Below are 19,742 nucleotides of genomic sequence, written 5' to 3'. Positions count from 1 at the left end.
AAGAGTTATACCATTTCACCAAATAAATGATACAAATAATTTCTCCTCTGCCCCTCTGCTCCCCTGCTCCCTTGCGGCCTATTCGTATCAAATTTAAAGTGAAACGGTATTAGGAGGAGGCAGTGCCTTCGTTCGCCAGACTTGTAGACGCTTTGGCGACTACTCTACCCTGCGGAAACCTTCTTCTGCCTCCCAAGACGCTAACGCGAACGAGGAAACGAGAACCCCTAAAGGCGAACCCGCAGAGTAGCAACTGCCGTTTAGGAATTAGGTCTTAGGAGTATTGAATTCTTCCTCTCCAGTTCTTGCGTCCTCTTTTCCCCTACTCCCTACTCCCCACTTCCTTCCATATTCGGGCGTACTTTTGCCCGGACAAGTATAGCAGTAATATTGTCATGACCATTGTATTCATTTGCTAAATCGATTAATTTTGTTACACTCCGTTCTAAGTTAGCATCAGAACTAAGTATGGGAATCAGGTGATTCTGGCAATGTATTTCTAGTAAATCATTATCTGATAGACCGTCCGAGGCCAGGATCAGAAGGCTGTCTTCAACGATCTCGAAAAATTCCACATCGGGATTAATTGAGTTTTCGTCCCTAGGTCCCAAAGCTTGAGTCAGTTGGTAAGCATCTGGACGGGCGTAAGCAATGCTTGCTTCCACTCCTCTAGCAATTTCCCGTTGACCAACTTCGTGATCTACTGTGATTTGTTCCAGCCCCCGCTTGCGAGTCAAGCGGTAGAGGCGACTATCTCCTACATGAGCAACTGCTGCTTGCGTACCTTGAATTAACAGCATCACCAAGGTTGTGCCCATGCGCCCAACACCAGAACGAGCATCTTGTTGATTTACTTGGAATATTGCCTGATTAGCCAAATAGACTGCCTCACGAATATTGTCTTCCGTTGGCATTTGGTTGGTAATCCAGTGTTCCTGAAAATAATTCCGCAACGTATTGACCGCTAACTCACTGGCTATCTCGCCGCCAGCATGTCCGCCCATACCATCGCAAAGAATATACAAACCACGGGCTTGTAGAACTCGGTTTTTAGGTAATTCCAGCTTGTTAATTTTGGTTTCAATGCCAAAGCAGTCTTCATTGTGATGGCGCTGACGACCTACATCAGTGCGTCCTGCGTCTTCTAAGCTACTCAACTGCATTGATAGTACAACTGTTGGCAGATCGTCAGCTTTGGCAGAAATATCTTCTAGTTCGTCCGCTTGCAGGATCGTAAGCGCATCCAGTTCTTGTTCTAGCGTTGGTTGAAAACTAGGGGTGACGGGTGCTTCTAATTCAGCCGCAGTTTCTTCCAAACGCGATCGCAGCTGTGCAATCTTCTGAATTCTACCTACTTGCAAATCTTCTAATATCTGCACTATAGAGCCAAATTGAGTGCGTTGAGACTGTCTAAATAAAATCTGCCAAATCTGACCCAAAGCTTGGATAGTAAAAGGCCGCCCTTGCAGAGCGAATGTGTCTGCTTCCCCATCGTCTGATTCATCGATCGCAGGCTGACTATTCAATGGTTCCACATACAATTGTTGTAATGCCAGTGTTTGGTCTTCATCCAATCGTAGATTCGATAACTCCAACAAACTTTGGCGACACTTAAATGGCTCCAGTATCGTCCAGAGTTGGGTCATTTGATAACACCAGTGTAAAATTTGTAACGAAGTTGTTGTTTCTGCTTGCCACAAATCGAGTAAATTTTGCCAATGCGAACGATTTTGGATGATTACTACCTGCGTATCATCCTGCTGCCATGCATCGTGAATTAACGGTATTCCTGGGTGAGTTTGAGATTGTAGGGAAATATAAACTTTAGCAAGGCTAGGAATTCCATTTGTTTCAATAGATGGCGTTAGCCCTTGTTCCTGATTGGCTAACATTGCTTCAATCGGTGATAGTTGATAAGGCTGGCAGTCTAAAACTCTCGCACTCACTTCCGTATTAGCAGCGTTTTCCTTGGGAGCTGATAGCGGTTCTAACAATTGATAGCGCTGCTCTTGGTCTAAATAAGAACCTACTGCTAGCTGAGGAGTGGAGGATGAAGATGTGGAAGATACTGTTGCCTCATCCTCTTCATCTTTCCCTACTTGCGTAGGTACAAAGCTACTTCCCGTAAGAATAGGTTCTTGAGCAATAATTGCCCACCAAACTGTTCCGCATTCTGCACCACATTGTTGACAAAGTTGTGCGCTCACAGGTACTTCAGCACTGCATTCAGGACAGACTTTGTGGGTCAGGGACGTGCCACACTTTTGACAGAATTTATTAGCGTGGGGATTTTCAAATTTACACTGAGGGCAAATCAGCATAGTGGAAGTTCCTTAATTCCGGTTCCAAAGTGCTTCTAGCCACTAATATCCAAAGTGCCACAATTGGCCGCCCCTGCCTACAATAGACATAACAAGAGATTGTGGTTTCTTCAAGGAATTTTGGTGGCAGTATTAATTGTGACGCATATTAGCTAAATATTTCAGATATCAGCAAGCTAATTCCTCATAAATGGACTCATTCTCTAACAAAGTTAATACGATCGGGGTTTAAGTCCCGCAAATCTCTTTGTTTAACTGGCAAGATAATACTCAAGTGTAGCAACCTCTAGTGTGAGTTTTTGATGTTTTATGTCCTGCCAAAGCTTTCATATGAAGTAACATCACTTCCAAGTTGCCTTTAACTATATACCTCTTGCAAAATTATTTTATGTTATGATAGATAATTTTGCCGCCTAAGTCTCATAAGGAACATTGCTTCAGCGCTCAACAAGATCGCGTAAGTTCTATAATCTTAAATAAAATTAACATTTTCCGCCGATGCTGAGACTCATTACTGACTTCGACGGCCCGATTATTGATGTTTCCGAACGTTATTATCGCGTTTATCAATTCTGTTTGGAGAAAGCCCGACGACCAGATCGACCAGTGCAACAACTTTCTAAAGCAGAATTTTGGCAGATGAAGCGATCGCGGGTTCCGGAAAAACAAATTGCTTTAAATTCTGGTTTAGACGAAGCGCAAGCAGTAGAATTTGCCCAGCTACGGCGAAAAACAGTGCATACACAACCTTATTTTGACTATGACAGCCTCGTACCGGGTGCTGTGGAGGCGCTGTTAAAAATTCAACAGGCTGGCATCGATTTAGCAGTGATGACAATGCGCCGAGTTGGAGAACTAGATTATGCCTTTCAAAAACATGATTTAGCAAGATTTTTCCCAGAAAACCGCTGTTATTGCCTTAGTAATGACTATGTTAAAACTCGTGATATCGAAGACAAGCCTTTATTGATGGCCAGGGCATTAGCAGAACTGCCCCCCGCAGCTGATACCTGGATGGTAGGGGATACGGAAGCCGATATCACTGCTGCTCAAAAACACGGTATTAAGGTGATGGCTGTGGAATCTGGTATCCGCGATCGTGCTCAATTAGAACTTTACCACCCCGATCTAATTGTTAAAGACTTAAGCTTTGCTGTAGATTTTATCCTGAAGTCTGGAACATCGCTTTGATCGTTACAAACTAAAATTCCCTTCCCTATTAGGGAAGGGTGAGCAATCGAGTTACAACTGAATCGGTTTTCTTAAAACCTAGATGTCTTGTTTAGTCTGTCTATTTGTTAATAGCAGTAATCGATAACGGGCAATTCTACCAATTACTTATTGCTCGTTACCCATCCGACATCCAAAAATTAATTTAACGTAAAAAGCTACTAACTAACCAGAACAAGATAAACGTTAGTACCGTAGCCAATTGATTGGGTCTCAAGTTCAGGAATTGTACTTGTGGCAAAAGCCAACTAGCAAATATTCCTCCGATAATTAAACCTGTTATTAGTCCGACTAGGGTGAACAAAACTGCTCGTCCAAATTTACCTTCTTTGCGATTTAGAAAGTAAATACTAATTCCTACTCCAACCACTAACACCAACTGCAAAACTCGATCGCCAGCATCTGGGTAAAAGACGCTAATGGTACTCAAACCCAAGTACCAAGCTCCAGGTAGCAGTACATCTGCAAGCGATGGCCGATCCAGCATTCGTTGCAGCCATGCAGGTGACTGCTCGCGAGGAGCTGGACTTTCTTTAAGAGGCGATTGCACTCGTAGCTCTGGAAACCGGATACGCTCAGGCACTTTTATTTTACCTTCCTGACGCATCCGTAAGCGATCCATTAAAATCGCATCATAAGCAGCTTCAATTACCTCCAGACTCTTGCCATCGCCGTTGTACTGCTCCAGTAGGCGATTGCGAGCATCTTGAATTTCATCAAAGCTAGCATCTTCTGATACCCCAAGTTTGTCGTAGGGATTTTGATCGCTCATGGGAGTTTATACTCTAGCCTTAATCAGCGGCAGTCTTTCGCTTAAGGAAAAACAACTTTATATTTTATCAAGATCGAAACAAAACGCATCGACCTATATTTATGCTCTACCAGGATAGTAGCACGGGTTAGATTAACCTGGGCATTTTAACTACAGTCACTTTAACATATTGCCATAACTCCGTGTATCCCCTCATGCCGTTGATCTGTGAGGGCTTTACCCTAGAATTTGAGGTAGGGATACCTAAAACGTATTTTTTATGAAAAAATTAACTTTTTTGTTTCAGATTTGGCAATTTACCGTGCCTTGAAAATTTTTTATGAATTATCCACAAAGTAAATAGTGGTGTCAATCCGCATATAGATTTAAAATTGAAAAGTTTTAAGTTACCACATAATTGGGATAGGAAAGTGTCCTAGGTTACCGAGTTACTATGGCTAATTTCAACAATATATAGCAATTGGATACAAAGTTTGGTCATTTTAGTAGCTGCAATAGTGCGGAATGACTGACGAACTCTTTTTGCATTCATTGTCCAGAATCCTAATTACACTATTATTTGGATAATCTGGAAACTGATTTCTAGCCTTTGTAGATTCTGAAACAACTCCCAAAGTGGAACCTGCGTTTTTACGCAATCCTCATGTTAATCTAATGAATTTTTGTGCAAAGTGATGGTCATGGCTCCCGCCAAGATTCTTGTAGTTGATGACGACCCAGCGGTTCGGAATTTAATCCAACGCTTTTTGATTAAGCAGAGCTATCAAGTAGAAGCTGCTGAGGATGGTAAAACAGCCTTAGCGCTATTTGAGCAATTTAATCCAGATTTGGTGATTCTAGATGTGAATTTACCAGATGTAACCGGGTTCAACCTCTGCCAAGAGATGCAAAGTCGTAATGGTGTTTTTGTTCTCATGCTCACTAGCCGTGCGGATGAGGCTGACAAGATTCGCGGTTTTGCTAAAGGTGCTGATGACTATCTCACCAAGCCATTTGGGCTGGGAGAACTAGAAGTTAGAGTAGCAGCTATTTTGAGGCGACAGCGGGTTGTGACTACCGCAGAACAGAAACGCCTAGTGTTTGAAAAGTTGATGATCGACCCAGTACGACGAGAGGTGTCACTGAATAATCAAGCAGTGCCCTTAACCGCTCTAGAATTTGACTTGCTGCATTTTTTAGCTAGTCATCCCGGTCGAGTCTGGCGACGAGCAGAGCTGATTCAAGAAGTTTGGGACTATGAATATGTTGGCGACCAGCGAGTTGTAGATGTACATATCGGTCAGATTCGTAAAAAAATTGAAGCCGATGCTAGCCAACCAGCATTAATTCAAACTGTACGTGGTGTTGGATATAAGTTTGAATGTCCAACTCACTCTCAACAGTTGGAAACTAATTCTTGAATCTTTGATTGTCTTTAGTCTAGAGTTTGTAACTATATTAACTCTTGACTTTGGATGTAAATATTAAGTAACTAATCTGCCTTTACATCCGACAGAAAATCATCTCAAACCCTTCTTCTCAAACTTCTTTGATAAAGGGTTTTAATGCCAAACATAGCAATGCTTGGGCAATTACTCATGCGTATATACGCGCAAGCATAGTCTTTTTCTTTACCATAGTCCTAAAATAGGAATAATATCACTTGTTTTTTTGTTTTGATATTGCTCCAACTCGTCAATCGCTTCCTTGTAACAAAAATTTATTGAGAGGGCACGGTATACCATGCCCAAACACATCAGCCAGAACATTATTAACGATCTTGTACTATTGCTTAGGCGTGTCTGGTAAATGAGTTGTTTGTGGTAAATCAATACAAAACATTTCTATTTAGCTATGGTGGAACAAAGTTTCTAAATATACACGGGCAGCGCGGCGATCGCTATCTCCATTTTGGAGTAAAAACAGTGATAAGGCTGCCGTCAATACTCGGTTTTGATCCCAATCAGGATGTTTTTCTAAGTATTTTTTCAGTGATTCGTCGAGTGTTTCGGGAATTTCTGTAAAAATGCTAACCGTTGCTTTCATGAGATTTTCCTTCTGTGAGGTTAATCAAGAGGGACAAATTGCTTGTAGCGATCCTGCTTGGCTGACAATCTGCACCAGCAGTCGAACAGAATCCAAAAAAGGCAAGCCGCATCATTGTGCGGCAAGAGGGGGTGGGTTTGTCAATGCTGCGAAATGTTAAAAAAGCTTGTATAAAAAATCTTTTTATACGCAGGTATCGGCGTTTGCTGCTATATTTTGTTACGTTACTTAATATAAACTCGGTCTTTTCTCTATCATTCCTCTGGGAGTAAAAAATCCCCAGTAAAACTGCAAGAACTGATTAGCTCGTAGAACATCTGTGGAAAACCTGTAAAATTTCTGTGGAAACCTTGTGGAATCAGTGAGGAAAATTGTAGTCAATGATAAGAATTACAAAAATATTATCCTCTGCTGACATCTAAATCCCAGCATATTTGTGCTAGTATTCGAGTTTTTATCGTGTTTAAGCTAATAATCTCTAAGACAAAGGATTGTGCAACTTAAAGGCAGATTAGCTTACTCCAACTAAATCCCCAACAGTCATTTCACCAAAAGTACCACCAATGAGTTCTTGCATTTTCTTCGCATAGACCGGATCTGGTCTTTCTGGTGGTGTGAAATACTGTAGTTTTTTAGTGTGATAAAACATTTAGATTCCTCATTGATTCCGTAGTTTGTATCCATTCAGACTTTTCTGATGCTGTGGATGAGTTGCTTATGCTTTCTAGGAAACCTACTAAATCTTTTCGATTCATCATTCTTTAGTCACATAAAAAATACTTAAAAAATAAGTATGTTGACTGAGGTCAGATCGTTCTATAACATAGTTAGAAAATTATAAAAAATAAAGTAAAAGCCAGATACTAAGAGACTCTGGCTAGATATTACAAAGTTATGGGTTGGTAGTAAGTAAAGAATTAGATGTTAATTTTCGTCACGCCCGTGTACTTGAGCGGGGGGACTGGTTGCTTCAACTGCGGTGAATGGTTCCAATATTTTGTATGTATGAGAGGCTCCTTTTGGCACTACCCAAGAATTTCCAGGTTCGAGTAAAATCTTTTGATCTTCAATGTGTAACTCTGCACGACCACTAATTACATAACCAACTGTTTCATATTCTCGTGCTGTTGGTTCTTTAGCTTCTCCTGGTTGTTCGCCTTCCCAAAGGCGCATCGATAACGATTTGCCAGATGCAAGATACTTCTGACCGAGTTGACCTTTAGGAGAATGGCTAGAGTCGATTTTTGTAACGCTTGTATCAGTCATATCTGTTTCCTGAGTTCTGGTTTTAGCAAGTCCGTTATTGCTCGGTAGTCAGTAGCTAAAAATTAACAACTGACTACTGATAAAGAACAAATGACCTATGGTTTGAGTACAACTTTGGTACAGTTATCTTTCTTGTGCTTGAAAATTTCGTAGCCGTGTGGGGCTTCTTCTATAGGTAATCTGTGGCTGATGATAAAGGTTGGATCGATTTTGCCGTTTTGAATGTGTTCTAGTAAAGGCTGTAGATACTTATGCACATGGGTTTGTCCCATTTTGAAGGTTAGGCCCTTGTTCATAGCAGCACCCATAGGTACTTTGTCGATAAAGCCGCCGTAAACCCCTGGAATTGATACGTGACCGCCTTTACGACAAGACACAATCACTTGCCGTAATGCCGTCGGGCGGTCTGTTTCTAAACGTACCGCTTGCTTTGCTTGGTCATAGAACGACATCAAATCTGTGCCGTGTGCCTCCATTCCTACAGCATCAATACAAGCATCGGGGCCGCGTCCGCCAGTCATTTCTTTGAGGGCTTCCCCTACATCTATTTCTTCATAGTTGAGAACTTCAGCTTTGCCATATGTTTTAGCCATTTCTAAGCGTTCGGGAATGCGGTCAATGGCAATGACGCGTTCTGCACCGAGGAGATATGCGCTTTTAATGGCAAATTGTCCAACAGGCCCGCAACCCCAAACAGCGACAGTATCGCCGGTTTTGATGTCGCAATTTTCGGCTGCCATGTAACCTGTGGGAAAAACGTCAGTTAAAAATAGCACTTGCTCATCTGTTAAACCATCGGGGATTTTGAACAAGCCTACGTCAGCAAAAGGTACTCTGGCGTACTGTGCTTGACCACCAGCGTAACCACCAAATAAGTGAGAGTAGCCAAAAAGACCTGATGGTGAATAACCCATTTGCTTCTCTACCATCCAAGCATTGGGGTTAGAGTTATCGCACAGCGACCATAAATCTTGATTGCAGAAAAAACAGTTACCACAGGAGATAGTAAAGGGAACAACGACGCGATCGCCCACTTTGACATTTTTTACACTACTTCCCAGTTCAACGACTTCCCCCATAAATTCATGGCCAAGGATATCGCCTTTTTCCATTGTGGGAATGTAGCCATTATAAATATGCAAATCGGAACCGCAGATTGCTGTGGAAGTAATTTTAATAATGGCATCACGAGGGTTGATAATTTTGGGGTCTGGAACTGTTTCCACCCGCACGTCATTTGCTCCGTGCCAACAAACTGCTTTCATAATTACTTAGTCCGTAGTTAGATTTTATTACTTAATTAATATCAAGATATATATCTCGATCTAACTTACTTAGAAGCGCGATAATTATCGCGCTTCGTAATTCATTAATGCTTGTTTAACAGTTTTTGAGTCAGTAATTCGACACAAAATTTTATCCAAGCTTGGTTCTATGCTTTTAAGTTATCTGCTTGAGGGAGTTTGATAATAACCCTCTTTAGTTTCATAAAGTTTGTTTGCTGATTTATTTTTGCCAGAATCTAAAAATTCTTTTGTAGCTCTAGGGGTTTTTTCATCCAAGTTTAACTTTTCACGGATATTGTCAGCAGCACTTTTTAATTTATTCTGGGTATTTTCGAGTTGATTATCGTTTCTAACTTCACCTTGGTTATCTAGTGTTACCCCATCTGGTGCTCCTTTATAGTAAATACCTTCAGGAGTTTTAACATCAGCTTGCGCTACATGAGCGTAGCTAAAAGCTTGACCCAATAAAAATATAAATCCTACGAGAAAAACTACAACAACTTGATAAACGCGAATATTTCGTAACCAAGAAATTACTCGATTCATAAAAAACCTCAATTACATGATGTTGAGTTAACGATTCAAAACTTTGAATGACTATTTTTCATTCAAGGCTATGGAGACTTCCAACTAACAAATATTCCTTTTTTGATTGTTAATAATTAACAATTTCAAATGGAATAATTTATTTGTGGAATTTTCCTAAGAACAACTTTGATACAGTTGTCTTAATTCTGGGAATAAATGTGGTAACTCTAAAGTGCTTGTACAAGCGATAATTGATAGTTAACCACAAAATTTGGAGCGAGCTTGTCGTCCAAGATTGGCTGGAGCAACAGAAGGATAGATGAAGTAGAAGTTCTTGCTTCTTCAGCCTTTACCCTTTGGTTGACCTTCTGTTGTAGCAATTTCACCCGCTTCCATTAGCATCTTGAAGCGGCGTAAATCATCCCCAATTTGCTGTTCTGGTTCTTCACCAAAAAGTTTAGCGACAGCAGCTGTTAATACTCCACCAGGAACGTTATATTCCATCACAACCTTGACTTCCGTGCCGCGATCGCCTGGTGCTTTTTTAAAACGAATAAAACCGGAATTATCAACATCTGCACCTTCTACAGAAGCCCAAGAAATAAATTCGTTTGCTCGGTCTTCCAAAATATCTGCATCCCATTCCACACTGTTACCCAAAGGAGCATTGGCAATCCAGTGAGAACGTTTATCGTTGTAAACTTTTACAGATTTGAGATGCTTCATAAATCTGGGCAAATTCTCAAAGTCGTGCCAAAAGTGGTACAGTTCCTCTGCTGGTTTATTAATCGTTACTGTTTTTTCAACTTTGATAGGTTGGTTCATGCCGATCGCTTCTTGTGCTTGTTTAACAGTGCTTTGTTTTGTTGCAGCCTAATAAATTAAACCGCCACCAGCTAAAGCCGTTAGCGCCCCTCGTAAAGAGCCTTGCCTTAAACCCATTAGCACTAGCGCACCACCGCCGATGAGAGATGCCCAACGCTCTGCTTCACTAGCTTCACCCTGACTGCTAGCCAGTTGATTTTCGGGTGTCGAAGTCACTTTTTTATCTCCCGATCGCAATTAAATTACCGCAGAGCGCAAAGACTTTTTCTCTGCGGTTCGCTAAAAACCTTACATTGAGATAGCCGCACCTGTTGTAGGCTTGGGAGGCTGAACTTCAGCCGCTACCCGCGTCCGATATAGCTGTGCCAACCTTTGTTCTGATTGCAACAAATCTTGGTAAATTTCTTTGAAAATACCAGTTGCTACAGGGTCGGTGTACATTGCACATAAGTTACCAATGTCGCCTATACCAGTTTGCACATCCCCTAAAGCGGAACGCAGCTGATATATGTCATCACTTCCGGTCAAGGCAGTTTTGACCTTGGCATATTGACTGGCAATATTCGTTAATAGAGAAGGTTTTTCACCCAAAATTTGCAGATAGGCTTCTAGCTTTTCGATGTGGCGCTGTTTGTTGGCGATCGCTTCTTGAAATAGCGATCGCACTTCTGCATCTGATTCTTTTTGCGCGTACTGCTCCAAAGCTTCTAGCGAATAACGTTCTCCACTTAAAGCAGTATTCAGACCTTTGACGATATCGCCTTTGGTTGAGCCACCCCAAGTATCAGCCAGTTTCCACCATTCAGCATTGGCATTGTTCTCATCTGGCATTGCCACATCTTTGCCGCCATACCCCAAGCGGCTGAGAATAGCTGTGGTGAAAATTGCCAAATCTCCAGGTTCGCGGGAGGTAATTAAGTTGCCGTCAACTACCAATGGCCGATCTTGATAATTTGCACCCGCATTAATAATGTCTTTGCTGATAGCGCTAAAGCCAGTTACTGTTTTATTTTTGAGCAAATCGCCTTCAATCAAAAGTTGTGGCCCGTGGCAGACAGCAGCTACCCATTTTCCTTGTTGAACTGCTTCTTGGACAAAGCGTACCATATTGGGGTTCCGCCGCATCTTGTCGGGAGCCATACCACCGGGAATCACTACTGCATCGAATTCCGAAGCTGATACTTCTGTAGCTGTGGCATCGGCTTGGACGCTCAGTTTACCTTGTTTACCCTTGTATTTCTCATTCATGCGGGAACCAAGAACCACTACTTCCATTCCCGCTTGTTTTAACCCATTATAAGGAACGGTAAATTCTGCATCTTCTACGCCATTTTCCACCAGGATAGCGACTTTCTTTTTACCTGAATAATTGTTGGGTTCTGACATAGATTCTTCCTAATCTTTTAATTGAGATTTTTTGAAATTAAATTGCTTATCAGGCAGGTACTTCACTGCTTTGTGTCGGAGTAAAATTTTCCTCTCAATTTCGAGCTACTTGGACTCGTTCTGCTGCTAACAATTCAAAAAAATTTAATTAATCACAAAAACTCAACCAGCAGTATTACAGTGATTTATCGGGAAAGAATAGTTATGAGAAAGAAGTTGATAACTGAATGTTTTGTGGGTTGAGAACTACTAACTCACAACTACATGTGGCTTGACCGTGAATTTACATTTACAAGATTATGCTGTACTAGTTATCTCAGCTTCGTTCCCAGGGGATAGATTGTTTTATTTCTAAAGTCGTACATCCTCGGCGATACAACTTTTTGCTTTAAAAACGTTATTGTAGGTATGCAGAAAAGGTTAAATATTATGGCAGAAAAAAATAAAGATCGTGAAATTGAATCTAGTGATTTGCCCCAAGAAATTACCGAATCCTACGGCACTGGTGTCAAAGACCTACCAGGGTACAATATCGGTGGGCGATCGCTTAGAGAAAAAGCTCACGAGTATACAGAAACTAGTCCCGAACTCACAGGTGGCGATATTGATGCTTATTGGGAAGATGCGGATGCAGTAGGAGATGAAGCTGTTGGTGGCACATCGCCTACTCCCGATCAAAATGTAACTGAGGATCTAGAAGCAGCTGTCGGATTGGAAATGGGCGATAATGAGCTTCTCCGCACTAACGACATTTTAGAAGGACGCGATGATGCTCGTTGGGAATTAGATCCGTCGTCTTCTGAAGATTATCAAGAGCGGGAATAGATAGCTGGGTGTTGCTGAATAAGGGGATGATTGAGGAGGACGCGGGGACGCGGAGACGCGGGGATTATGGTTGATGTAAATTCCAAAATTATCCCGCAATTATGCAACGCCGATAGCTGAAGTAAGGGACTTCCAAATAAAAAAATAATCAATCACTTTGGCGAGCTGGGGAAGTCGAGAGAGAAAGAGTCTATTCATCGTCTTTGCTCTCCAAATTGAATAATTTAATTTCTGGAAGTCCCTAAAACTGGCTTGATGTTTGGCTTTGAGACTGAGATCGCGTACTTCATCAACTTGAAATTCGCTGTAACCCTCTTCTGTCACTCTCCGTGAGGGCGATTGCTAGAAGTCTCACGAGGCAATCAATACAACCTATACTATTAGAAAAAAATTGCTCTTGAATTTGTTATTAGAAAATAATCGCGCGATCGCTTGCTGTACAAAAGCTCTAGAATTCAGAAATGGCAAATGTTTTCGGAGACTGACAGAAGAGGGGTAAATATACAGATTTTCAGAGAGAGCATTGATACTTCTACCGAGCAAACCCTGTGCTTTAGTGTCCGTTGCAGTTAATCTTGATTGGACACACTAATTCACGCTCGGAGAATTTAATGCGCTTTGGTTTTTTTACTTTATGTGTTCTCGCACTAGCGACAACAAGTGGATACGCCGCTCAGTCTCCCAAGATCCCAACACTGGTGATGACCAGCCCGGATTCAGCTAAAGCCAACTACGAAGATAAATGCAGCAACGGCGGCAATCTTGACCAGTTTAATCGCGATAAGTTTGTTAAACTTATGCTTGCCGATCAAAAATCAAAGCTATCTCAACTGAAAGTAGCTCTCCTCAATCAAATTAAACAAAGTGGTGATGAGCCACGAGGCGAGGGTGTCTATATTGGTGAATGGAATCAAACCTTCCACGACCGAAGTGGTTGTGACACAAACACTAACAGTTACTCAGCATTTGTTGTCACCGTGACTGGTGGAAATGCAAACCATACGGTCGTGAAATACTTAGTCACGATTGATGACGACGATAACGCAGGCAAAAGAACCCTCAAGATCCGCGACATCCGCCCAATTAACCTACGAAATGATAACTGATACCATTTCTTTGTAAGGCTGCGCCAAACCCTTTTAACTTCATTTCTTCTTTTCTTTGTGTCCTTTGCGTCCTTTGCGGTTCGTTTCTCTTTCTTATTTCTTGTACTTCAATATGGTTTAGCGCATCTTCATACAGAATTGATATGACAAAGCAGCAATACCTCCGGTAAGCAATCTGCTTCCTAAAAAGTTATACTTAGCACTCAGCACTACTTTTTAGATAACCGAGTCATTTCAAACAAGTGTTGAGCGTTGTTTCCTAAAAAAGCATCAAAAAGCTTTTGGTTTCCAGGTTCCACTTCTAGCGTGTAGCGCTGAGCAATTTCATAATAGGCGTAAGTCCAGGGAATTTGGATTTCTTCTTTATTAATATCATCTAGTACTGTCACCATCTCTTTTACTGCTTGAGTTGCTGTTTGTCGCAAACCACAAGCAATATCGCCTTCAATTTCAGCTTTCATCGGCACACCCAAATTAGCTAAACCACGAGCAGTACTATCTATATCTGGATATTCTGGAGTATTCTGACGATTGACGTAGCCCGTGAAATGGTTGACAGCGTAACCGTGCAACAGCACCCAAGCCCCATACTGAGTAAATTTATTTACTTGTTCCACAACAGAACGCAAGGGAGGTTGCCAAGGACGAGTGAAAATTTGCTGAAAATCTTGAACATTTAGTAGCAGTGTTGTAAACCTACTGAAATTAGCAGTGGCTATTGTTTGATATATGAGTTGCACAATATCAGTGGGCAATTCATCTACAATCAATTCGCTGATAAACAGTTTGGGTAAATCAAACTTCTCTTGTTGGGGATGGCGATAATGACGGGCATAAAGATGAGTTTCAGGAAAAGTATATTCCCCAGCCGCTTCATAACCCAAAAATTTAGCAACTTGTTCGAGATAGTCAATACCTAAATTAATTTCTCCCTGCGGACTATCCACAGTCATACGCAAAGACCGAAAAGCAATATGGTCATTGGCAACAGTCCCGCCCGCAACAGTAATCATTTGCTGGTAGATGCGAGCATAACTGACTCTGGCGGTGTAATCTTGCCAAAGTAATTCCCAAAAGTCGCAAACTTGTTCAGGAGACATAAAGCAGAATGCTATAAATGAAGATTTTTCTAAAATTCTGACCCACAGACATCGAAAGGCGCAGAAGTTTTTTCGTCTTTGGATGAGCCTAAAGTATTTCTATTAATACATTAGAGATGATATCTAAAGCTGTTTGAATTTGGTCGCTGTTGATAACCAGAGGCGGACAAAAACGAATTGCTGCTTTACCGCAACCAAGTAATAACAGACCGCGCAAAAAAGCTTCTTGGATAATGCGATCGCGCAATTTAGGATTGTAATTACCTGCTTCATCCAATAAATCCACGGCGACCATCAAACCTTTACCTCTGGGTAGGGAAATGTTGAGAAATTTTTCATGTAACTGAGTCAGACCAGCTTGTAAGATTTCTCCCATCCGGGAAGCGTTCGCCATCAAGCCGCTGTCCAACAGGCGCAAAGTAGCAATACCAGCCGCACAAGCTACGGGATTACCGCCAAATGTGGTGGCGTGGGAACCTGGAGGCCAAGTCATTAATTCCGGTCGGGAGAGAATCGCTCCTAAAGGCATCCCACTGGCGATACCTTTAGCAGTGGTAATGATATCAGGCGTTACACCCCAATGCTCGATCGCAAATAAGCGACCTGTACGCCCCATCCCGGCTTGCACTTCATCAACCACCATGAGAATGCCATAGCGATCGCATATTTCCCGAATTCTTTGCAAGAATCCATCTTCTGGGACAATGTATCCTCCTTCCCCTTGAATTGGTTCGACTACGATGGCTGCTACTTCATGGGGTGGCAAGATTGTTGTAAATAAGTTTTTTTCTAAATAATCTAAGCTAGCGTGAGTGCCGTAAGGAATGTGAGTTACCCCAGGTACTAGCGGGCCAAAGTTAGCTCGCTGCACTGCTTTAGAACCTGTGAGAGACATTGCTCCGTAAGTACGTCCGTGGAATGCTCCTAAGAAAGCTACAATCAGCGATCGCTTGGTGTAATATCGAGCTAGTTTGATGGCTCCTTCGTTAGACTCTGCCCCAGAATTAGTGAAAAATACCTTAGCTGGAAATGTAGTGTCACCACCAGCAAAAGGAGCGCGCAGAGCTAATTGTTCTGCTAGTTCTACCATCGGTTCGTAGTAAAAATCAGTCCCCGACATATGCAGCAGCCGCGCCGCCTGTTCTTGAATTGCTCTGACGACTTCTGGGTGGGCGTGTCCGGTAGCAGTAACAGCAATGCCTGCGGTCATGTCGAGAAATACATTACCATCCACATCTTCCACCATACAGCCTTCACCGCGAGCCACAACTAAGGGATAGTCACGGGTGTAGGAAGGAGAAGTTACAGCGCGATCGCGTTCTACAATTGCTTGAGCGCGAGGCCCAGGTAAAGATGTAACTAAGCGAGGCGCACTAGGTAAAAGTGAGTTAATGGGGATACTTAACATATTTTTTTGAAGATTTTTGTCAAATTATTGATGATTAAACTGTCAGGTGCGAATAGTTACAGTAACATTTGATTCTATTTGTGTAATATTTACGTATTGACAGAACAATCAGACTACTCCCCACTCTTCACCACTACTCGCTGTACAGCAGATTCGCCTTTAGCCCTTCTCGTTCTCTCAAAGAGAGTTTTCACAAGTTACAGTAACCGCGTATGCGTCTACTAGTTAGCACCAACTAATGCAGTAGTTCCTTTGCGTTCTAAATCCTAAACTAAAAAGTACATACGTAATTAGGGGTGCAAGAGTATAATGCACTGTTAGGCTGATTAGCCCACTAAAACTGGACAAGGTATTATGCCCAATTGTATACATGGTTAACCCATTGTCAAGTTAGTATCGTTCAGATATTGGGCAAGTGTAATTATTATCAAACATCAGATTTTATCCCAAGTTATGAGCATTCAATTTAACCAAAAAATTCGCCTCACACTAGGTATTGCTACTTTGTTAATTCTTGGTTTAGCTAGTAGCTATATATATAATAGTGAGACAAAAAATAAACAGCTAGCCCAACAAAATCAAACAGCACAAAGTTTATCCTTTACTCAGCAGGAAAATTATAACCTACCTCAATCACAAATTCTTCCTGTTTCAACTCAAACTAATCGTACATCTACCACAATTTCCCCTAATTATTTTATTACTCCACACGCAGGTAATGAAAATATAAATAAGCAAAATACGCTTGCAGAAAAGAAATTTTTGGCATCAGTACCTGTAACTTATCCAGTCATTGATGAATGGCAAAAGTATAAATTCAGCATTAGTGGCAATCAGATTTTATCTTCAGGACAATTACCTAGCGCTAAAGTGAATTTTAATCAAAACGATTTATTAACTGTGCTGACTAATACTAGAAAATATTTTCAAGACTACTCTTCGGCAGATCCAGATATTCAGCGTAAAGGGCTTTTAGGTACTCAAGGAGTGACAGTACAAGATATGCTCAAAACGCTGGATTTTATGATCGCTACTTTGCAAGAAGATATTACCAATAAGCGAACTACTCGTTTACAAGACCCTAATTTTATCAATACCAATTTTCGAGTCATTAAATGGTCTGCTTATAACCCCGGCAACCAGAAGCAAGATAGACTGAGAATTACTAAATATGCTGTTTTTACTCATCCAGGTTCTCACCAAAAAACCTCTACTTTTAACACACCAATTTATAGTTTAAAAGACATCGCTATTAATGATAAGTTTTACACTAGATACACAAAGCAAGATGTTTTATCTGGTATTTATGAACCAGGTGGTAAAGAGTTTGGTAAAGTTAAACCCATCGCTTATCTAACCCGCGACGGCTTAGAAGAAGCACTCATGGAGGGAACCATACTGATTAATTTTACAGATGGTTCCCAAGCATTTTTTAACGTAGATAGAAACAATGGTATATCGTACATTCGCGGATTAAAAGCCACAGCACAAAAACGCTATTGGTATTTTAAACAGGTTGATGCGATTAAAGGCTATGGATACAAAATAGATGCAAAAATTTCCATCAAGCCAGGGGTAACTTTTGCAGGAGATGTACTGAATATTGGTTTAGGGAAAGTGATTGTAATTGAGCATACTCAAGGTGGACGCAAACGTTTACAAATGGGAGTAATTGCAGATACTGGTGGAGCTTTTTTACCAAATCTTTATCAACTAGATTTTTTGGCAGGTATTTTTAAGAACAAAAAAGATTTTCAGGAGCATATCGGACAACTGCCTGATTATGCCACAGCATATGTCTTAGTGAAAAAATAGAAGGGATGCTCTAACCCTTAATAGTCGCTTTTTGTTATGTGGATGTCGTCAATGGTATTCTGACAAAACAAAATTTGTTGACTCTAGGCAATTTCAAATTCTACTTCTAAATTAACTGTGAGGGAGAACATAACTTCGCGTACAATCTCTGCGCTGTATGCAGAAGTTTAAATTAGAGCAATTATCGGGGTTTCTGAATGAGGGTATATTGTGGCTGGTATCACAAAAAAATCTTAAGGCAGTGCGGTAACAATTGCATAGAGTATTTGACCATTTACTCGGTTTTCAAATATGCATCTTCATAGAGAATTGATATTACACCTATCTACGTAATAAGTAGAAGGCAGCTATGCTGGAGGCAGATGGTGAAGCAGTCGCAGTCTTGGCGCTTTGCGTCGATTGCGAACTGCTGAACCCGCAGGGCAGAAGGGAAAATCCCAATTTTGAGCGGATTTCACAGGTTGGTATTTTACATTTAATTATGTCCACTTACTTAATCTGTAACCAAATAGGCAATAGTATATCTCTGTATTTTCATAATTTATTTGTTGCATCAGCCACTATTACTATCTTTGTATTGATTAAAATTTTATAAATACATATAATTGCGGTTACTTTTAAGATAAAAAGTAACAATAATTTACGTATAAAGTCGTTGAGCGATTGACTATTTCTTCAAACACTATTAAAACTAGCGTTATTTATAACAGTTTTGTCTTGATGGAAAATACTATGTCCAAACCTTAATTGCTATAGAGTAAAACTCTTCATAAATTGATTATGTAAGTTCTATAGACTTTGTTCATAGGTGGCGATCGTGATTTTTCAACAATTAAATATACTTAGCTACTCAAGCTTTATCTATAACAACATATATAAAGCCTAATTCAGTTTGAAATTTTCTGAGTAGAAATTCCATTTACCAACACAAGTGCATCATTTACCTATAAATTATTCCAGATGAAAGAAATACTTGCCTTGATTGAAAAACAGAAGCAAGAGTTTGCCCAATTGCCGTTATTTGAATTTATGAAAGATAAAAGCATAGACCCTAGGCAAAGGCTGGCTTGGGCCCCCTGTGCTGCTCCTTTCATTATGACTTTTGGAGAATTAAATAAGTATTTTTTGCGTACAGAAACAACCGACGATCCCATTCAAAAAATTATTAACCAATATACCCATGAAGATGATTCACATTGGCTATGGTTTTTAGAAGATTTGCACAAGCTAGAAGTTGACCGCTCATTAAAATTTAGTGATGCATTAAAATTTATTTGGAGTGAAGAAACAAAGAACACTCGCTGGTTAAGCTATCAACTTTATCAATATAGTTCACAAGCAAATTCTCTCCAAAAATTGATAGTAATTGAAGTAACTGAAGCAACAAGCCATGTGATGCTTCCCATTGCTTCAGAAGTTAGCAAGGAAATTACAGCAATTACCCAACAAGAATATCAATATTTTGGCGATATTCATCTGATTGCTGAAAGTGAACATACGATAGATGCATCTAATTTAGAACAATTTGTTGGAGATATTCAATTAACAACAGAAGCTCGACAAGAAGCTATTGAAATAGTTAAACAACTATTTGTAGTTTTTACTAAATTTACCAATGAACTTTTAACTTATGCTCAAAATCATAAAATTAAGCAACTAGTGAAAATTACTTGAATCATTCAGAATAAATTCGTAGGGTATTCAGAACCATCAGGCGATTTGCTATGACTGGGGAAATCCCTAGACTACACTCGCTCACTATTTCTAGACTGCACTCATTTTCGATTTAGCAAGAGTCACTATTTATTCACCTCTGACTCCAATTCATCCTGAATTCTGAACCTACTTT

Annotated in this window: 15 protein-coding genes and 2 pseudogenes; 6 read left to right on the top strand and 11 right to left on the bottom strand. The window is 40.7% G+C overall.

What is annotated here, in order from left to right; all coding sequences use genetic code 11:
- Window positions 1–329 precede the first annotated feature (329 nt).
- Window positions 330–2,321 (bottom strand): serine/threonine phosphatase, encoded by a 1,992-nt coding sequence (locus I8752_RS16980; protein WP_214433480.1) that lies wholly within the window; start codon window positions 2,319–2,321, stop codon window positions 330–332.
- Between the two features lie 498 nt (window positions 2,322–2,819).
- Here I8752_RS16980 and I8752_RS16975 point away from each other — a divergent pair, with 498 nt between their 5' ends.
- A complete protein-coding gene (locus I8752_RS16975; protein WP_214433479.1) occupies window positions 2,820–3,512 on the top strand; it encodes an HAD family hydrolase in 693 nt (230 codons plus the stop codon).
- Window positions 3,513–3,696: 184 nt separating this feature from the next.
- On the opposite strand, the gene I8752_RS16970 is transcribed toward I8752_RS16975, so the two are convergent.
- Window positions 3,697–4,323, bottom strand: a complete 627-nt coding sequence (locus I8752_RS16970) for a CPP1-like family protein (RefSeq protein WP_214433478.1) — start codon at window positions 4,321–4,323, stop codon at window positions 3,697–3,699.
- A 680-nt stretch (window positions 4,324–5,003) separates the two neighbouring features.
- On the opposite strand from I8752_RS16970, the gene I8752_RS16965 reads away from it, so the two are divergent.
- Complete coding sequence (locus I8752_RS16965; protein ID WP_214433477.1) at window positions 5,004–5,723, top strand: response regulator transcription factor; 720 nt, start codon at window positions 5,004–5,006, stop codon at window positions 5,721–5,723.
- 427 nt (window positions 5,724–6,150) lie between these two features.
- On the opposite strand, the gene I8752_RS16960 is transcribed toward I8752_RS16965, so the two are convergent.
- From I8752_RS16960 to I8752_RS16930, 7 genes and pseudogenes are all read right to left on the bottom strand, one after another.
- Window positions 6,151–6,348, bottom strand: coding sequence for a DUF2811 domain-containing protein (locus I8752_RS16960; RefSeq protein ID WP_214433476.1), 198 nt, complete (start codon window positions 6,346–6,348; stop codon window positions 6,151–6,153).
- A 535-nt stretch (window positions 6,349–6,883) separates the two neighbouring features.
- Window positions 6,884–6,997, bottom strand: a pseudogene (locus I8752_RS16955) (manganese catalase family protein); the annotation flags it as partial.
- Window positions 6,998–7,272: 275 nt separating this feature from the next.
- Complete coding sequence (locus I8752_RS16950; RefSeq protein ID WP_214433475.1) at window positions 7,273–7,614, bottom strand: cupin domain-containing protein; 342 nt, start codon at window positions 7,612–7,614, stop codon at window positions 7,273–7,275.
- Between the two features lie 95 nt (window positions 7,615–7,709).
- A complete protein-coding gene (locus I8752_RS16945; protein WP_214433474.1) occupies window positions 7,710–8,879 on the bottom strand; it encodes a zinc-dependent alcohol dehydrogenase in 1,170 nt (389 codons plus the stop codon).
- A gap of 180 nt (window positions 8,880–9,059) precedes the next feature.
- Window positions 9,060–9,446: a hypothetical protein gene (locus I8752_RS16940; protein WP_214433473.1), complete on the bottom strand. Its 387-nt coding sequence runs from the start codon at window positions 9,444–9,446 to the stop codon at window positions 9,060–9,062.
- Window positions 9,447–9,770: 324 nt separating this feature from the next.
- A pseudogene (locus tag I8752_RS16935) lies at window positions 9,771–10,469 on the bottom strand (SRPBCC family protein).
- Window positions 10,470–10,541: 72 nt separating this feature from the next.
- Window positions 10,542–11,639: a DJ-1/PfpI/YhbO family deglycase/protease gene (locus I8752_RS16930; protein WP_214433472.1), complete on the bottom strand. Its 1,098-nt coding sequence runs from the start codon at window positions 11,637–11,639 to the stop codon at window positions 10,542–10,544.
- A 429-nt stretch (window positions 11,640–12,068) separates the two neighbouring features.
- Between I8752_RS16930 and I8752_RS16925 the strand changes: the two genes are divergently transcribed.
- Both I8752_RS16925 and I8752_RS16920 read left to right on the top strand, forming a co-directional pair.
- The gene (locus I8752_RS16925) at window positions 12,069–12,464 is read left to right on the top strand and encodes a DUF6335 family protein (protein WP_214433471.1); all 396 of its coding nucleotides are present in this window, start codon (window positions 12,069–12,071) and stop codon (window positions 12,462–12,464) included.
- A 701-nt stretch (window positions 12,465–13,165) separates the two neighbouring features.
- Window positions 13,166–13,570: a hypothetical protein gene (locus tag I8752_RS16920; RefSeq protein ID WP_214433470.1), complete on the top strand. Its 405-nt coding sequence runs from the start codon at window positions 13,166–13,168 to the stop codon at window positions 13,568–13,570.
- Between the two features lie 209 nt (window positions 13,571–13,779).
- Here I8752_RS16920 and I8752_RS16915 read toward each other — a convergent pair whose 3' ends face one another.
- Window positions 13,780–14,670, bottom strand: a complete 891-nt coding sequence (locus tag I8752_RS16915) for a DUF1338 domain-containing protein (protein WP_214433469.1) — start codon at window positions 14,668–14,670, stop codon at window positions 13,780–13,782.
- 88 nt (window positions 14,671–14,758) lie between these two features.
- A complete protein-coding gene (locus I8752_RS16910) occupies window positions 14,759–16,078 on the bottom strand; it encodes an acetyl ornithine aminotransferase family protein (protein ID WP_214433468.1) in 1,320 nt (439 codons plus the stop codon).
- A 453-nt stretch (window positions 16,079–16,531) separates the two neighbouring features.
- Between I8752_RS16910 and I8752_RS16905 the strand changes: the two genes are divergently transcribed.
- Both I8752_RS16905 and I8752_RS16900 read left to right on the top strand, forming a co-directional pair.
- Window positions 16,532–17,893: a hypothetical protein gene (locus I8752_RS16905; protein ID WP_214433467.1), complete on the top strand. Its 1,362-nt coding sequence runs from the start codon at window positions 16,532–16,534 to the stop codon at window positions 17,891–17,893.
- Window positions 17,894–18,853: 960 nt separating this feature from the next.
- Window positions 18,854–19,567, top strand: a complete 714-nt coding sequence (locus I8752_RS16900) for a hypothetical protein (RefSeq protein WP_214433466.1) — start codon at window positions 18,854–18,856, stop codon at window positions 19,565–19,567.
- Window positions 19,568–19,742 lie beyond the last annotated feature (175 nt).

Origin of the sequence: Dendronalium phyllosphericum CENA369, assembly GCF_016056275.1 — a bacterium.
Taxonomy (GTDB): Bacteria; Cyanobacteriota; Cyanobacteriia; order Cyanobacteriales; family Nostocaceae; genus Dendronalium; species Dendronalium phyllosphericum.
Note: the sequence above shows the minus strand (reverse complement) of the source record. Positions and strands in the feature narration are given on the sequence as shown.

Excerpts from the sequence above, each read along its gene's own strand:
- I8752_RS16980 (WP_214433480.1), bottom strand. The coding sequence starts at position 2,321 with ATGCTGATTTGCCCTCAGTGTAAATTTGAAAATCCCCACGCTAATAAA.
- I8752_RS16975 (WP_214433479.1), top strand. The coding sequence starts at position 2,820 with ATGCTGAGACTCATTACTGACTTCGACGGCCCGATTATTGATGTTTCC.
- I8752_RS16970 (WP_214433478.1), bottom strand. The coding sequence starts at position 4,323 with ATGAGCGATCAAAATCCCTACGACAAACTTGGGGTATCAGAAGATGCT.
- I8752_RS16965 (WP_214433477.1), top strand. The coding sequence starts at position 5,004 with ATGGCTCCCGCCAAGATTCTTGTAGTTGATGACGACCCAGCGGTTCGG.
- I8752_RS16960 (WP_214433476.1), bottom strand. The coding sequence starts at position 6,348 with ATGAAAGCAACGGTTAGCATTTTTACAGAAATTCCCGAAACACTCGAC.
- I8752_RS16950 (WP_214433475.1), bottom strand. The coding sequence starts at position 7,614 with ATGACTGATACAAGCGTTACAAAAATCGACTCTAGCCATTCTCCTAAA.
- I8752_RS16945 (WP_214433474.1), bottom strand. The coding sequence starts at position 8,879 with ATGAAAGCAGTTTGTTGGCACGGAGCAAATGACGTGCGGGTGGAAACA.
- I8752_RS16940 (WP_214433473.1), bottom strand. The coding sequence starts at position 9,446 with ATGAATCGAGTAATTTCTTGGTTACGAAATATTCGCGTTTATCAAGTT.
- I8752_RS16930 (WP_214433472.1), bottom strand. The coding sequence starts at position 11,639 with ATGTCAGAACCCAACAATTATTCAGGTAAAAAGAAAGTCGCTATCCTG.
- I8752_RS16925 (WP_214433471.1), top strand. The coding sequence starts at position 12,069 with ATGGCAGAAAAAAATAAAGATCGTGAAATTGAATCTAGTGATTTGCCC.
- I8752_RS16920 (WP_214433470.1), top strand. The coding sequence starts at position 13,166 with ATGACCAGCCCGGATTCAGCTAAAGCCAACTACGAAGATAAATGCAGC.
- I8752_RS16915 (WP_214433469.1), bottom strand. The coding sequence starts at position 14,670 with ATGTCTCCTGAACAAGTTTGCGACTTTTGGGAATTACTTTGGCAAGAT.
- I8752_RS16910 (WP_214433468.1), bottom strand. The coding sequence starts at position 16,078 with ATGTTAAGTATCCCCATTAACTCACTTTTACCTAGTGCGCCTCGCTTA.
- I8752_RS16905 (WP_214433467.1), top strand. The coding sequence starts at position 16,532 with ATGAGCATTCAATTTAACCAAAAAATTCGCCTCACACTAGGTATTGCT.
- I8752_RS16900 (WP_214433466.1), top strand. The coding sequence starts at position 18,854 with ATGAAAGAAATACTTGCCTTGATTGAAAAACAGAAGCAAGAGTTTGCC.